At 67.7% G+C, this 12621-nt stretch carries 15 protein-coding genes; 5 read left to right on the top strand and 10 right to left on the bottom strand.

Translation table 11 applies throughout. From position 1 onward, the window contains the following. Positions 1 to 18: 18 nt before the first annotated feature. Positions 19 to 786, bottom strand: a complete 768-nt coding sequence (locus tag ACVCMG_RS04625; protein WP_447115392.1) for a phosphodiester glycosidase family protein — start codon at positions 784 to 786, stop codon at positions 19 to 21. 169 nt (positions 787 to 955) lie between these two features. On the opposite strand from ACVCMG_RS04625, the gene ACVCMG_RS04620 reads away from it, so the two are divergent. After that, a complete protein-coding gene (locus ACVCMG_RS04620) occupies positions 956 to 1444 on the top strand; it encodes an NUDIX hydrolase (RefSeq protein WP_447105849.1) in 489 nt (162 codons plus the stop codon). A gap of 128 nt (positions 1445 to 1572) precedes the next feature. Here the strand turns inward: ACVCMG_RS04620 and ACVCMG_RS04615 are convergent, their stop codons facing one another. From ACVCMG_RS04615 to ACVCMG_RS04600, 4 genes are all read right to left on the bottom strand, one after another. Then, positions 1573 to 2349 carry a lipoate--protein ligase family protein gene (locus tag ACVCMG_RS04615; RefSeq protein ID WP_447105850.1) on the bottom strand — a complete coding sequence of 259 codons (777 nt, stop codon included), beginning with the start codon at positions 2347 to 2349 and terminating at the stop codon, positions 1573 to 1575. Then, positions 2346 to 2633 carry a biotin--protein ligase gene (locus tag ACVCMG_RS04610; RefSeq protein ID WP_395117375.1) on the bottom strand — a complete coding sequence of 96 codons (288 nt, stop codon included), beginning with the start codon at positions 2631 to 2633 and terminating at the stop codon, positions 2346 to 2348. Before ACVCMG_RS04610 ends, ACVCMG_RS04615 begins: the two co-directional genes overlap by 4 nt. A 194-nt stretch (positions 2634 to 2827) precedes the next feature. Beyond that, positions 2828 to 3715 carry an NAD(P)/FAD-dependent oxidoreductase gene (locus ACVCMG_RS04605; protein WP_447114994.1) on the bottom strand — a complete coding sequence of 296 codons (888 nt, stop codon included), beginning with the start codon at positions 3713 to 3715 and terminating at the stop codon, positions 2828 to 2830. Further along, on the bottom strand, positions 3705 to 4157 hold the full coding sequence (locus ACVCMG_RS04600; RefSeq protein WP_447114993.1) for an Rrf2 family transcriptional regulator: 453 nt from the start codon (positions 4155 to 4157) through the stop codon (positions 3705 to 3707). Before ACVCMG_RS04600 ends, ACVCMG_RS04605 begins: the two co-directional genes overlap by 11 nt. 51 nt (positions 4158 to 4208) lie before the next feature. Between ACVCMG_RS04600 and ACVCMG_RS04595 the strand changes: the two genes are divergently transcribed. After that, positions 4209 to 4886 (top strand): class I SAM-dependent methyltransferase, encoded by a 678-nt coding sequence (locus ACVCMG_RS04595; protein ID WP_447114992.1) that lies wholly within the window; start codon positions 4209 to 4211, stop codon positions 4884 to 4886. 144 nt (positions 4887 to 5030) lie between these two features. On the opposite strand, the gene ACVCMG_RS04590 is transcribed toward ACVCMG_RS04595, so the two are convergent. From ACVCMG_RS04590 to ACVCMG_RS04580, 3 genes are all read right to left on the bottom strand, one after another. Continuing rightward, entirely contained in the window at positions 5031 to 5786 is a 756-nt protein-coding gene (locus tag ACVCMG_RS04590; RefSeq protein ID WP_447114991.1) for an oxidoreductase, read from the bottom strand. A 470-nt stretch (positions 5787 to 6256) separates the two neighbouring features. Further along, entirely contained in the window at positions 6257 to 6991 is a 735-nt protein-coding gene (locus tag ACVCMG_RS04585; protein WP_395117387.1) for an SDR family NAD(P)-dependent oxidoreductase, read from the bottom strand. 89 nt (positions 6992 to 7080) lie between these two features. Beyond that, the gene (locus tag ACVCMG_RS04580; protein WP_447114990.1) at positions 7081 to 7680 is read right to left on the bottom strand and encodes an NADPH-dependent F420 reductase; all 600 of its coding nucleotides are present in this window, start codon (positions 7678 to 7680) and stop codon (positions 7081 to 7083) included. A gap of 128 nt (positions 7681 to 7808) precedes the next feature. Here ACVCMG_RS04580 and ACVCMG_RS04575 point away from each other — a divergent pair, with 128 nt between their 5' ends. Further along, positions 7809 to 8714, top strand: a complete 906-nt coding sequence (locus ACVCMG_RS04575) for a LysR family transcriptional regulator (RefSeq protein WP_447099293.1) — start codon at positions 7809 to 7811, stop codon at positions 8712 to 8714. A gap of 466 nt (positions 8715 to 9180) precedes the next feature. Here the strand turns inward: ACVCMG_RS04575 and ACVCMG_RS04570 are convergent, their stop codons facing one another. Further along, entirely contained in the window at positions 9181 to 10092 is a 912-nt protein-coding gene (locus ACVCMG_RS04570; protein WP_395117394.1) for a helix-turn-helix transcriptional regulator, read from the bottom strand. A gap of 135 nt (positions 10093 to 10227) precedes the next feature. On the opposite strand from ACVCMG_RS04570, the gene ACVCMG_RS04565 reads away from it, so the two are divergent. Both ACVCMG_RS04565 and ACVCMG_RS04560 read left to right on the top strand, forming a co-directional pair. Further along, positions 10228 to 11016 carry a hypothetical protein gene (locus ACVCMG_RS04565; protein ID WP_395117396.1) on the top strand — a complete coding sequence of 263 codons (789 nt, stop codon included), beginning with the start codon at positions 10228 to 10230 and terminating at the stop codon, positions 11014 to 11016. 227 nt (positions 11017 to 11243) lie between these two features. After that, positions 11244 to 11750 (top strand): methylated-DNA--[protein]-cysteine S-methyltransferase, encoded by a 507-nt coding sequence (locus ACVCMG_RS04560; RefSeq protein WP_395117398.1) that lies wholly within the window; start codon positions 11244 to 11246, stop codon positions 11748 to 11750. 159 nt (positions 11751 to 11909) lie between these two features. On the opposite strand, the gene ACVCMG_RS04555 is transcribed toward ACVCMG_RS04560, so the two are convergent. Next, positions 11910 to 12500, bottom strand: coding sequence for a hypothetical protein (locus ACVCMG_RS04555; RefSeq protein WP_447114989.1), 591 nt, complete (start codon positions 12498 to 12500; stop codon positions 11910 to 11912). Positions 12501 to 12621 lie beyond the last annotated feature (121 nt).

The following is a 12621-nucleotide window of genomic DNA, read 5'->3' as shown; positions in this document are numbered from 1 at the left end:
GGGGTGGGTGGTCACGGATCAAGGCTTGGCGAACACGGCAAAGATGCCGGCGTACGGCTTGACCATGAAGGCCGGCGCGCCGGCGTAGCCCGCGCCGTCCACGTAGATCTGCGAGATGCTGCCGTCCAGGTACAACGCATCGCGGCAATGCAGCTTGTCGCGGAACAGCCGTCCAAACGTGTGGAAGTTCACCGGCGCCTCGCTCACCGCGAACACCACTTCATGCGGCGACGGCGCGCACACGCCGCTGCGCCACTTGAGGCTGGCGGAGTCGTCGATGAACTGCTCGTTGAGCCTGCCGTCGATCAGCAGCATCGGGCCGGACTGGGTCGCCGCCTGCACTGCCTTGTCGTCGGCCTTGAACGCCTCGCTGGTGCGTACCGCGGCATGGCCGTCCGGGTAGATCGCGAACACGCCATTGGGCAGCAGCGAGAAATTGCCCGATGCGGGATTGCCGTGGACCAGGTTCAGTGGCACCAGCGTCTTGCCGTCCTCCACGTACAGGCCCAGCGGCGCAAACTTGTGGTCGTAGATGCCGGCATTGGCCGCGAACAGCAACCGTTGGCCATGTGCCTCGCCCCACTGGCGCAGGCTCTCGACGCTGCCGAACGGCTGGCCATCCTGCGGATTGCGCCAGTGCAGGCCCAACTGTTCGCGCTTGAGGTTGATGTGCACGACCCGGTACTGCTGCCCGGCAAACGCCACCTCGTCGCTGTCCAGCGCCCGCGCCTTCGACGTGCAGCCGGGCAGGGTGAGCAGCAGGCCGAGCAACACCGCGGCCGGCATCCAGCGGCGGCGGCTTCGGGCGGTCGAGTGGCATGGGATGCGGAAAGTCATCCCCTGATGGTCGCGGCGCAGCGGCGATCGCGCAACCCCGCGCGCGCAACGTTCTCCCGCCGTGGGTCCGGCGCGTCGCCATTCGCCGTTAAACTCGGGTTTTTGCCGCGAGAGCGCGATGCCCTACACGCCGATCGTCGCCACCCTGGGTTACGTGTTGTCGCCGGATCGCAGGCAGGTGCTGATGATCCACCGCAACACGCGGCCGGACGACCAGCACCTGGGCAAGTACAACGGGCTGGGCGGCAAGATGGAGCCGGGGGAGGACATCGCCACCTGCATGCGGCGCGAGATCCGCGAGGAGGCCGCGATCGAGTGCGAGTCGATGCGCCTGCGCGGCACGCTGAACTGGCCCGGCTTCGGCAAGCACGGCGAGGACTGGCTTGGCTTCATCTTCCTGATCGACGCCTGGCGCGGCACGCCGCTGCAGGGCAATCACGAAGGCGCGCTGGAATGGGTCGCGCGCGAGCGGCTGCTGGAGCTGCCGATGTGGGAGGGCGACCGCCATTTCCTGCCGCTGGTGTTCGACGACGACCCGCGGCCGTTCCATGGCGTGATGCCGTATCGCGACGGCCGCATGCAGTCGTGGTCGTTCAGCCGGTTCTGAAGTCGCCTCGCTTGCGCCCGCTCCTCCGCAGGAGCCCGCTGGCGGGCGATGCTCTTGGCTGGGAGACTCGCAAGAGCAAAAGCATCGCCCGCGAGCGGGCTCCTGCGGTGACGTGCGCATGGGCGGGATCACGCCACGTCGGCCAGCCACGCCTCGCTGGAAAACCGCTCGCGCGCCAGCGCTTCGGCGCGGGCCAGCTCGCCGGCGCGCAGGACGTCGTCGGCGAGTCCGTGGCGCTGGCGGAAGGTGGCGATCATCCGCTCGATCACCGCCTCGCGCGGCAGGCCGGTCTGGCTGCGCAACGGGTCGACCCGCTTGGCTGCGCTGGTGGTGCCCTTGTCGGACAGTTTCTCGCGGCCGATGCGCAGCACGTCGAGCATCTTCACCGCGTCGATGTCGTAAGCCATGGTGACGTGGTGCAGCACCGCGCCGCCGCGATGCGCCTGCGCGGCGCCGGCGATCTTGCCGCCTGCGGAAGTGATGTCGTTGAGCGGCTGGTACCACGCCTTGATGCCCAGCGTGCCCAGCGCCTCGATCACCCACTCGTCCATGCACGCATACGCCTGCTGGAACGACAGGCCCTTGATCAGCGACAGCGGCGCGCAGATCGAATAGGTGATGGTGTTGCCCGGCTCGATGAACATCGCGCCGCCGCCGGAGATCCGCCGCACCACCTCGATGCCGTGGCGCCGCGCGGCTTCCATGTCGACCTCGTTGCGCAGCGACTGGAAGCGGCCGATCACCACCGCCGGGGAGGCCCACTCCCAGACGCGCAAGGTCGGCGGACGATGCCCGGCGCCCACCTCGTGCACCAGCACGTCGTCCAGTGCCATGTGCAGGCTGGGCGATTGCGGCGTGGTGTGGATCAACTGCCAGTCGTGGTCACGCCATTCGCTGCGCATCATGCGGCATCTCCATCCACGGCACGGCGCACGGCAATCGCGATCGCCTGCGCGGAAAGGCCATACATCATCACATCGTCCGCCAGCCCGTGCTGGATGGCGGTGGCGAGGGCAGCCTCGTCGGCATCCTGCGGCCGGCCTTCCAGCGCCCGGTTGATCGCGTGCAGCGCGCTGTCCGGCTCCAGGAAGAAATCCCCGCTCACCTGCACGCCGGCAAGCCGGCCGTCGCGAACCTCCAGGTCGACCACCACCAGCTTGCCGCCGGGCATCTTGTATTCGCCGTGCATGGGCGCGTTCCGCGTATCGTCTGGACAGACGTGCAGTTTGCCTCGTTGTCGGCACCGATGCCAAAGACGGCGACTTCAGACCGCCGCAATGTCCGTGTCTCCGACGAGCACGTCCAGGCCGTGCCTCGGGATCGGCTCAATCGGGCGCTGGAAGAACCCGCTTCGTGAGTCGCGGTCCAGGGTTTGGACGTTGGCTACGACCCCGGCCACACCAGCGAGCGGTGAATCTGCGCGCCGGCCCAGGCGCCGTCGCCCACCGCAAGCGAAACCGAGTGCGGGATCTTCGCGGCGTCACCGCAGGCGAACACGCCCGGCACGGTGGTCTCCCTGGTTTCGCCGGTGGATATCTGCAGGCCCATCGGCGTCTCGACCAGTTCACAACCGAGCTGTGCCGCGATCGGCGTCGAGGGTTCGTTCCGCGGCGCGGTGAACAGGCCGGCGAAGCTCATGCGTCGTCCGTCGGTGAGCACGACGTCGGCGTCTGCGTCGATCCGCACGATTCGCGTCGCTTCGACCGTCACGCCGCGGCGCGCCAGTTCCCGCGCGGCAGCCTCGTCGAGTTCGAACGTACCGTTGGGGAAGAACGTGGTGTTTCCCCACTCCGGCAGCAGTTGCGCCTGATGGATCGACATCGGCCCTGTCGCGATGACGCCGATGCGGCCCTGATCCAGTTCATAGCCGTGGCAATACGGGCAGTGGAAGATGCTCCTGCCCCAGCGCTCGGCCAGGCCGGGGATTTCGGGCAGCCGATCCGACACGCCGATCGCCAGCAGCAAGCGCCGGGCTGAATGCGGGGTGCCGCCACAGGCCACCTGGAAGTCGTCCCTCGTGCCGGTTGCTTGCTCGACCTCGCCATCCAGCCAGGTCAGCGTGGGATACGCGTGCAGTTGCTCGCGGGCAACGCGGGCCAGTGCGGCGGGATCGACGCCGTCCTGGCCCAGGAATCCGTGGGAATGACTGGCGCTGCGATTGCGTCGCTTGCCGCCGTCGATGATGAGCACGCTGCGGCGCGCCCGCAGCAGCTGCAGGGCCGCGGCCATGCCCGAGTAGCTGCCGCCGATGATGATCACGTCATGCTTCATGCCGGTGCCTCGACCGACGGGCGCCATGGCGGCGCGCGAAATCCGCGGCCAGCGCGGCCAGGGTGACCGACTCGAACCGCTGCAGCAGCAGTGCCTCGGCGTCGGCGAAGGCGGTGTCCAGCGCCGCATTGATCGCCTGCTCGACGAGGCATTCGGGATGTTCATTCCGGTTGCCCACGGCGAACAGTGCAGGCTCGCCCAGCGCTTCGTGCAACTGGCGCAGCGTGACCTTGGAGAGATCCGCCGAAATGCGCCAGCCGCCGGCGTGTCCGCGATCCGCCGTGACCAGGCCGGCCTCGCGCAGCAGGCCCATGGTGCGGCGGACCACCACCGGATGCGTGCCCAGGCATCGCGCCAGCGCGTCGGACGTCATCGGCGCATCGCGCTCGGCCATGTGCAGCAGGGCGTGGAGTACGGCGGAAAGTCGGCTGTCTCGTTTCATGTAACAAACGATGTTACGTTAGTGCCTCCATGTCAAGCGGGCGAGGGCAGCATGTCTTCTTTCAACGATCCCCAGGCGGTGGCGCGATACACGGACGGGCCGCTGCGGCAGGTGCCGGGATTGCATGCGCTCCACCAGATGACCGGCCTGCTCCTGCACGAGCACGTGCCCTCCGATGGGCGCGTGCTGGTGCTCGGCGCCGGTGGAGGTCTTGAGCTCAAGGCCTTTGCCGAGACCTACCCGCACTGGCGTCTGCTCGGCGTCGACCCGTCGGCGCCGATGCTGGAATTGGCCGTCCAGACGCTGGGGCCGCTGGCGCCGCGGGTGGAGTTGCTGGAGGGCACCATCGATGCGGCTCCGGCCATCGAATTCGACGGCGCGGTTTGCCTGCTGACCATGCACTTCCTGTCCGTCGCGGAGCGCCTGCAGGCGCTCCGCGAGCTGAGGCGCCGATTGAAGCCGGGCGCCCCGCTCGTGGTGGCCCATCACAGCGTTCCCGCTGCTCCCCACGCAAGGAAGCGCTGGCTGCAAAGGCACGTGGCCTTCATGGCTTCCAACGGCATGCCGGTTGCGGACACGGCCAGGACCATCGAAGCGATGGCCAGCCGTCTCCCGCTGCTTTCTCCCGAAGCCGAGGTCAACTTGCTGGAGCAGGCCGGCTTCGAGCGGCATGAGCTGTTCTATGCGGCTTTCACGTTCAAGGGATGGGTGGCGTATGCGGCTTCGTGAAAATCCTCCAACCTCACGCCTCGATCGGCAAAGGCTTGTGCGACAGACGGACCGCAAGGATGCCGGGCGTCATCGTCTTGCCGGCCGGCAGCCATTCGATCGGGTCGCCGCGGGCGCACCGAATCCGGCGGGAAGCCACATGCTTCAGCGCGCGGTCATTCCGCCATCCACGCGGTAATTCGCGCCGGTCAGGAACTTGCCGCGATCCGACACGAGCAGCGCAACGACTTCGGCGATGTCCTCAGTGGCGCCGATGCGGCCAAGCGGCAGAAGCTGCAGCCACGCGTCCGTGGAAAATCCCGGCGTCGTCCTGGCGAATTCATCGGAACCCGGTGTCGCGATGACGCCGGGGGACACGACGTTCACGCGGATTGCCGGCGCGAGCTCCAGTGCGAGCGTGCGCGAGTAGTACTCGAGCGCGGCCTTGGCGGCGCCGTAATGCACGAAGGGGGCGAACGGCATCGCTGCCGCCGCGGAGGAAATGTTCACGACCGCTGCAGCTTTCGACTCCCGCAGCGCCGGGAGCAGGGCGTTGGCAAGGCGGATCGCCGCCTGGAGGTTGAGCGCGAAGCTGTCGGCCCATGCCTCGTCGGGGATCGTCCATGAGCCTTCCAGGAAGGCGTGCGCGCCGCCCGCGTTGTTCACCAGGATGTCGAGGCCGCCGAGTGCTGCGAGGGCCTGCGTCGCGACGGCCGCCACGCCTTCGCTCGTGGCGACGTCGCCGGACACGAACGTGGCGCCCGCGGGCATGTCCTTGTCGGCTTTGCGCGCGACGACAACGACCTTGGCGCCGGCATCGAGCAGGCGCTGGGCCACCGCCGCGCCGATGCCACGCGTGCCTCCGGTGACGAGGGCACGGCGGCCGGCGAGTTCTTTCGGCAAATGGGGATGGTTGGACATGATGATGTTCCTGTGTGGTTGGTCGATATTTCCCGGGAAGTGATCCGGATGATCACGATCTTTTGCGCGCGGCAAGGTTCTGCTCCCGGGGAGCGGGTCGCCTTGCAGGGCGCATGCGTCGCTGTCAGGCCTTCACGAACCGATAGGCGAAGCGATCGGTCCGGCCCTCGATCGATGGGTCGATGCTCTCGCCCCGGCTGCTTCGCCAGGGCCCGGGCGCGGCCGACCGGATCGTTCTTGAGGTGAGCGACCTCGGCCGGCACGAAGCTGCAGACCCGTCCCTCGGGACCGACGATGTCGGAAAAGAGGCCGGTCCAGTCCCCGTCGCCCGGATCCACGTCGATCACGGTCGAGCCAGCCTCGGCTCGGGCGAAACGCAGCAACTCGGATTGTCTGGAGTGCGGGGAGATGGTGGCCTCCGAAGTGGATGACTCTGAAAAACGGGTGGGGAGCCGGAAGGGCATGCCGCGTCAGATCTGCGCCAGCCCGCCATCGACGGCGAGCTCGCTGGCGGTCATGAAGCCGCTGTCCGACGACGCGAGAAAGGCCGCCGCTGCTCCGATCTCCGCCGGTTCGGCCATGCGCTGCAGCGGGTTCATCGAGGCGAACACCCTCATGCCTTCCTCGCCCACCGCGGCCTTGGCCAGTTCGGTCGCCGTCGGCCCGGGCGACAGCACGTTGACCCGGATGCCGGTGCCCTTCAGGTCCTGCGCGAAGGTCTTGGCGAGGTTGCGCACGGCGGCCTTGCTCGCGCTGTAGACGCCGAAGGCCGGGGCGCCGGTGGTGCCGGCGCTCGATCCGGTCAGGATGATCGAGCCGCCCGGGCCCATCAGCGGCAGCGCCTTCTGCACCGTGAAGATCGTGCCCTTCACATTGGTGTCGAAGGTTTCGTCGATGTGTTCGGCGGTGATCTCGCCCAGCGGAAGCAGGCTGCCCGTCCCGGCGTTGGCGAACACGATGTCGAGCGTTCCGCGTTCGGCCTTCACCGCCGCGTAAAGCCGGTCGAGATCGGTCGGGTCCGAGACCGAACCCTGCACTGCGCGGGCGTTGGGGCCGAGTTCGGCCACCGCGGCGTCGAGCGCTTCCTGCCGACGGCCGTAGATGAAGACGAAGGCGCCTTCGTCGATGAAGCGCTTTGCCGCCGCGCGGCCGATGCCGGTGGCACCGCCGGTGATCACCGCGGTCTTTCCATGCAACTTGCTCATGTCATGAATCCTGGATGGGATTGCAACTGCCGAAGCAGTGATGGGGATGGCGCGCCGATCGCGATCCTTGTCGCGATGGCCGTACGCGCTCAGGGCTGCTGCTTGAACAGGTCCTGGAAAATCAGCGGGCCCCAGACGCGGCCGCGTGCCTGCACCAGGGTGCCGCCTTCGTCGAACCTGCCGAGGTTGACGGGGGCGAAGCCGAGTCGCTTGGCAAAGTCCGCCACTTGCGCGGTGGCCGCTTCGTCGTCGCCCGACAGGAACACCACCCGGTGGCCGCCCTGGACGTTCGGGTCGGTGGCCAGCGTGCGCGCCAGCAGGTGATTGAAGCCCTTGACGAACCGGGCGCCGGGGAACGACCTGGCGGCGAAGGCGGAGGAGGGGAGGCCGTCGAGCGTTTCGACGGGGGCATTCGTGTTCATCGCGTCGATGATCGTCTTGCCCTTCCAGTCCGGAAGCGCCTTGCCGACGTCCTGGTGCGCCTCGAACAGCACCGCCAGGATGATCACGTCCGCCTTGACCGCTTCCTGCAAGGTCCCGGGGATGACCTTGGGGCCGATCGCCTGCGCCTGCGGCAGCAGGGCTTCGGGCGGCCGCCGACTGGCGACCGTGACCTCGATGTCGTTGCGGGCGAACGCGCGGGCGAGGGCCTGGCCTATGGAACCGAAACCGATGATGGCGTAGCTCATGGGGATGATCCTTCTTGAGTGGAGTGATCCGGCCTGTTCGAGCCGGTTGCCCAACCCATCTGGGTCGCTTGACGCATCAATCCAATTGACGAAATATCGCTTGATACGATCTATTTTTTGGATAGCCGATGCTCGACAACGTCACCATCAACCAGCTGCGTGCGTTCGTTGCGGTGTGCGACCAGGGCAGCTTCTCGGGTGCCGCGCGCAAGCTCGCGCGGGCGCAGTCGGCCATCAGCCACGCGATCAAGGCGCTGGAGAGTGCGTTCGACGTCGAGCTGTTCGAGCGCAACACGCGCAAGGCCCAGCTCACCGCGGCGGGGCGCAGCCTTCTGCCGGACGCCCGGGCGGTGATCTCGCGTACGGAGGAAATGAAGAACCGCGCCGGCGCGATCGCCAAGGCCGGCGTGCCGCAGGTATCGGTGGCGGTCGACGCCTACTTCCCGCGCGCCCACCTGGTCGACGGCTTGCGCACGCTGCAGGAAGAGTTTCCGACCGCCGCGATCAACCTGCGCATCACCACCATGCAGGGCGGCGAAAAGCTGGTGCTCGAAAAAGTGTGCGCGCTGGCCGTCACCATCAACGACGTGCCGGAAGTGAACCCGCAAGCCATCGAACGCCACTGGCTGCGCGAGGAGGAGATGGTGACGGTATGCGCGCCGTCCTATCCGCTCGCTTCGACACCCAAACCCATCCCGGTGGATGAGTTTGGCCGATACATACAGGTCATCGTCACGGACAACCAGCCCGGCGCCGAAGAGAGCCAGCAGGGTGTAGCCGGCAAGCGCCAGTGGCTGGTCAACGACCTGGGCGCCAAACGCGACCTGCTCAAGGCCGGCCTCGGCTGGGGACACTTGCCACGGCACCTGGTCAGCGAGGATCTGGCAAGCGGAGCGCTCGTCGAGCTTGAGCGTCGCGCCTGGCACATGGGTCCGCTGACGTTCGTGATCTCGCAGCGCCGGGGTCACGATTTCTCGCCGTGCGAGTTGCGGCTGATCGAGTTGCTCGGGAAACCTCGGCGTTCGCTCGTTTGAAGAAGTGGGAGAAAAGTGTCGGGGGCAATGCGCGACGGATGATGAGGAGTGGAATGGCAGGTTGAGGCCAATCAAAGGAGACCTGGTGAGCTGGGCCGGGTTTGACTGATCCTCTCGGACGCACACAGGGTGCCGAGCGAGAATTGCACGTCGAAGTCATGCATTTTCCTGAAGCCCGCGGAGCTCCCGCTTTCCGCGGCCGATCCCGATGCCGAGTCGGTGCTGCCCATTGATGCCGAGGAGGTTTCCATCTGCGTGGAACAGGCACTGCCTGCCTTGACCTGGTCATCCGCTACGGATGCATCCGGGGAAGTGGGCGAGGGCCGGGTGGAATTTTCCCGACCCGGTGGGCATGCGACCCGGTCACTGGCGCCGCACTGCTCGCGTCGCTCGGACTGCACCCCGCTGGTACGGCGGCTGTGCGATCAGTTCGGTTGGGTCGCCTTTGACGAGTCGCCCCTGCTGTTCAAGCCTCACCGTCCACCCCGGCACCGGGTTGAGGGAGACGTGGCTCATTGCCTTTTTCAGCTCCCCCATTCCGCAACCACGCGCGCGGGGACATGCCCACAGACTGGGTGAAAACCCGCGACAGTGACGACGCGTTGCGATAGCCGAGCTGCAGGCTCGCCGTTTTCAGCGAAGCGCCTTGGCGAAGCAGGGCCTGCGCGACGGCAACGCGCCATTGCGTGAGGTATTCGACCGGCGTGTGGCCGACGTGCTGCTTGAAGGCGGCGGCAAATGCACTGCGCGACATGCCGGCGGTCTCGGCCATGGCGGCCAGCGACCAGTCTGCGCCGGGCTGCTCGTGGATCGCGGTCAGTGTGCGCGCCAGCTTCGGGTCCGACAGGCCGGTCAGCATGCCCGGCGGCAGTTTCGCCTCTGCGGGATGGTCGAGCAGCCAGCGCAGCAGTTGCAGCACCAACACGTCGAACAGGCGGTCGGCCAGCAGGCGCTGGCCGCAGCGTACCCGCTCGGCTTCCGCGAACAGCAGCGCCAGCGTCTGCTCCAGGCCGTCCACCGCCCGCAGCGGCAGCACCAGCAGCGGCGGCAGGGCGCGCGCCAGCGGATGCCGCGCGCCGCCATCGAAATCAAGCGTGGCGCAGACGAAATCCGAACCCTCGGCCGGCGGGTTGTGGAAGCTGTGCGCCAGCGGGCGCGGGTAGAACAACAAGCTCGGTTCGGCAACCTCGATGCGGCGCGGCACACCGCTGCGCGGGCGATGCGTCACCACCAGTTCGCCCCGTCGCAACACGTGCAGGAAACCCCGTCCCGGCCGGGCGTCGAATTGTGCCAGCCCGCACAGCGCCCCGGCATGAAACAGGTGCGCCCGCACGTGGAAGCGCTCCATCAGTGACGACAAGCGGTCGAGGGTAGCCATGGTTTGCTTCCGCATCCTGGACGATCAGTGGTATTTCATGGACAAAATAACACCTGTAGAGGGCGCTCCGGGGCGACGCTGGCCCCACGTCGCCAAGCACCCGCCAAGGCGGCACATCCCCGATGAGGAGTCGCCATGTCCACACACCCGCCGTTGCATCCACGTCAGCCGCTCGGCACCCGCGCGCGTCTTGCCATCGCCGTGGCACTGCTGCTGGGCGGTTCGGCCAGCTTCGCCCATGACGGCACCACGCACGCTGGTGGCATCGCCAGCGCACCGGCCAAAGCCGTGCAGGCACCGTTCGACATCGTGCATACCAGGGTCAGCACCGAGGGAAACATCGCCACGTTTCACATCGCCGTATCCGGCAAGGCCGGCGACAGCAAGCCGGTGAAGACCGGCAAGCTCGCCGGCAGCAGCGTGTTCTCCTACGTGTGGCCGACCACGCTCGATCCCTACCTGGTCGGCTTCGAGCATGGCAGCGGCATTCTCGCGTTCGCGGTCACCGCCCATCCCGACTTTGACGACACCCCGCTGTTCGACGAGAACGGCGATGGCGACCCCGGCAACGATGGCAACCTGTGGCACTCGCACTGGGTGGTGCTGCAGCCCGACGACGCCTGCGGCAAGGGCGCGCTGAAGGTGGTCGACATCGCCGAGGGCAGCAAGCCGCGACTGCCCAGGACCTGGCCAGGCCTGCCGATCCTGATCGACAGCCCCGGCTGGAGCCCCGTCTTCGACGACCACTCGCTGGAGGTGCGGGTGCCGTTCGACGACATCGGCGCGGTCGACGCTGCCGGTTTTGACGGTGTCACCGCCGCCTTGCGCGTCAATGCCAGCGTGCACGACCCGCTGCTGTGCGTTGTCGACGTGTTCAAGGTGGCTTCGGGCGACTTGTCACGACCGGGCAGGGTCAATCGCTGATCGGGGAGGGGCGGCGGCTGGCTGTTCTGTCGTGCGCGGTGCGCCTCGTCTCGCGCATCGGCCAGCCGCCCTGACCCTCCGCCGACGTATTCCGCCAAGCAGGTGATTCGCGCGACTGCGTGGTGTGGCAGTGAGGGGGTGAGACGGGCGCGCTTCGTCCCGACGGCCGCGGGGAGTACCGTGCATCGCATCGGCTGCGTCGCCAGCCATCTGCTTTCCCCTGCTTCATGCCCGACGACCTGGCCTACCTTCCCGTCGATACGCCGCTCGGCGTTTTCCTCGTCGCCGAGCGCGACGGAGCCCTGAAAGGCGGCTGGTTCGAGGGGCAGAAGTACTTTCCGGCCATCTCGCCGGAAGCCGGGTGGCGGAAGGCCGCGACGCCCTTGTTGCACGAGGCGGGGCGGCAGCTGGACGCCTATTTCGCCGGCGAGCTGACGCACCTGGAGATGCCGCTGGCGCCGGAAGGCACCGCGTTCCAGCAGCAGGTGTGGCGCGCGCTGTGCGCGGTGCCGTACGGGGAGACGACGACGTACGCGGCGTTGGCGCGGGCGATTGGCCGGCCCGAGGCGTTCCACCCGGTGGGCGCGGCGGTGGGGCGCAACCCGATTTCGCTGTTCGTGCCTTGCCACCGCGCGCTGGGCAGCAACGGCTCGCTGACCGGCTACGCGGGCGGGCTGGCCCGCAAGCGCTGGCTGCTCGATCACGAAGGACGCGAGCGCCGCTTGTTCGATTGAGCCGGGAATGACGGCCCCGACCAGGATGCCTTGTCGGGCGGCTTTGGCATCCAGGTGCAGATCACGGCGGCACGCGGCCGCCGCTTGAACCCGGCGCCCTCCGCCCGATTTGCTGCCGTTGATTGGCCGGGTCGCGAGGCTCGCGAGCGGTCTCGGACCTTAGCCCTGCACTGGCTGCGGCTCGCCCATCCCGCCCTGCAGCGCCTGTCGATCGATCTCCGCCCGCAGCAACGCCGTCGCGATATGGATCTCCCTGCTGCCGGCCTGGTTCAGCGTCTGGATGAATCGTTCCAGGCTGCCTGATGCGACACCTTCACGCAATGCGGGCAGCATGACGAGCCAGTCGCCCTTGATGCCCCGCTGCTCCAGGTAGATGTCCATCAATTTCTCCGCCTCGAACCAGAACGGGGATGTTCCGACCTTGACGGGTATGGCGATGGTATTCACGCTCCAGGCACCCCACTCCGCGACGTGGGTGCCGGCTTGGGGTGCTCCGGCCCTCGCGAGCCCCCCGCACAGCAGCGACAGGGCTGCCTCCCGCGCCTGCGCGCTGATCCCCGCCTGCAGCAGCGCGGTAACCGCGGCGGCTCGTTGAAGGGCCACCGCCATCCACAGGGCGTGCTCGCGCTCCTCGTCCGAGGTGCACCGCGCCACGACCTGGGTGGCGGCCTGGGGCGTGTCGTCGTTCCACAACAATTCGATGATCGCCTGCTTGAACTCGAACTGCCTGCTCTGTGCTTCCGTTGTCATGGGCGTTCCTGGTGTGCTCGTGATTTCGTGGTACGACGGCGGCAACCGGCAGCGTCCGCGTAGACAGTCGGCGCGAACGCCTGACGGTCGTGGGCAGGTTCAACCGCGTCTTCCGCGCTGG

It is taken from the genome of Rhodanobacter sp. UC4451_H18 (genome assembly GCF_052978225.1).
Note: the sequence above shows the minus strand (reverse complement) of the source record. Positions and strands in the feature narration are given on the sequence as shown.

Bases quoted from the DNA above. Each gene is read 5' to 3' on its own strand.
- ACVCMG_RS04555 (WP_447114989.1), bottom strand. From the start codon at position 12,500: ATGACAACGGAAGCACAGAGCAGGCAGTTCGAGTTCAAGCAGGCGATC.
- ACVCMG_RS04590 (WP_447114991.1), bottom strand. From the start codon at position 5,786: ATGTCCAACCATCCCCATTTGCCGAAAGAACTCGCCGGCCGCCGTGCC.
- ACVCMG_RS04595 (WP_447114992.1), top strand. From the start codon at position 4,209: ATGTCTTCTTTCAACGATCCCCAGGCGGTGGCGCGATACACGGACGGG.
- ACVCMG_RS04625 (WP_447115392.1), bottom strand. From the start codon at position 786: ATGCCGGCCGCGGTGTTGCTCGGCCTGCTGCTCACCCTGCCCGGCTGC.
- ACVCMG_RS04610 (WP_395117375.1), bottom strand. From the start codon at position 2,633: ATGCACGGCGAATACAAGATGCCCGGCGGCAAGCTGGTGGTGGTCGAC.
- ACVCMG_RS04570 (WP_395117394.1), bottom strand. From the start codon at position 10,092: ATGGCTACCCTCGACCGCTTGTCGTCACTGATGGAGCGCTTCCACGTG.
- ACVCMG_RS04605 (WP_447114994.1), bottom strand. From the start codon at position 3,715: ATGAAGCATGACGTGATCATCATCGGCGGCAGCTACTCGGGCATGGCC.
- ACVCMG_RS04565 (WP_395117396.1), top strand. From the start codon at position 10,228: ATGTCCACACACCCGCCGTTGCATCCACGTCAGCCGCTCGGCACCCGC.
- ACVCMG_RS04580 (WP_447114990.1), bottom strand. From the start codon at position 7,680: ATGAGCTACGCCATCATCGGTTTCGGTTCCATAGGCCAGGCCCTCGCC.
- ACVCMG_RS04615 (WP_447105850.1), bottom strand. From the start codon at position 2,349: ATGATGCGCAGCGAATGGCGTGACCACGACTGGCAGTTGATCCACACC.
- ACVCMG_RS04600 (WP_447114993.1), bottom strand. From the start codon at position 4,157: ATGAAACGAGACAGCCGACTTTCCGCCGTACTCCACGCCCTGCTGCAC.
- ACVCMG_RS04560 (WP_395117398.1), top strand. From the start codon at position 11,244: ATGCCCGACGACCTGGCCTACCTTCCCGTCGATACGCCGCTCGGCGTT.
- ACVCMG_RS04585 (WP_395117387.1), bottom strand. From the start codon at position 6,991: ATGAGCAAGTTGCATGGAAAGACCGCGGTGATCACCGGCGGTGCCACC.
- ACVCMG_RS04620 (WP_447105849.1), top strand. From the start codon at position 956: ATGCCCTACACGCCGATCGTCGCCACCCTGGGTTACGTGTTGTCGCCG.
- ACVCMG_RS04575 (WP_447099293.1), top strand. From the start codon at position 7,809: ATGCTCGACAACGTCACCATCAACCAGCTGCGTGCGTTCGTTGCGGTG.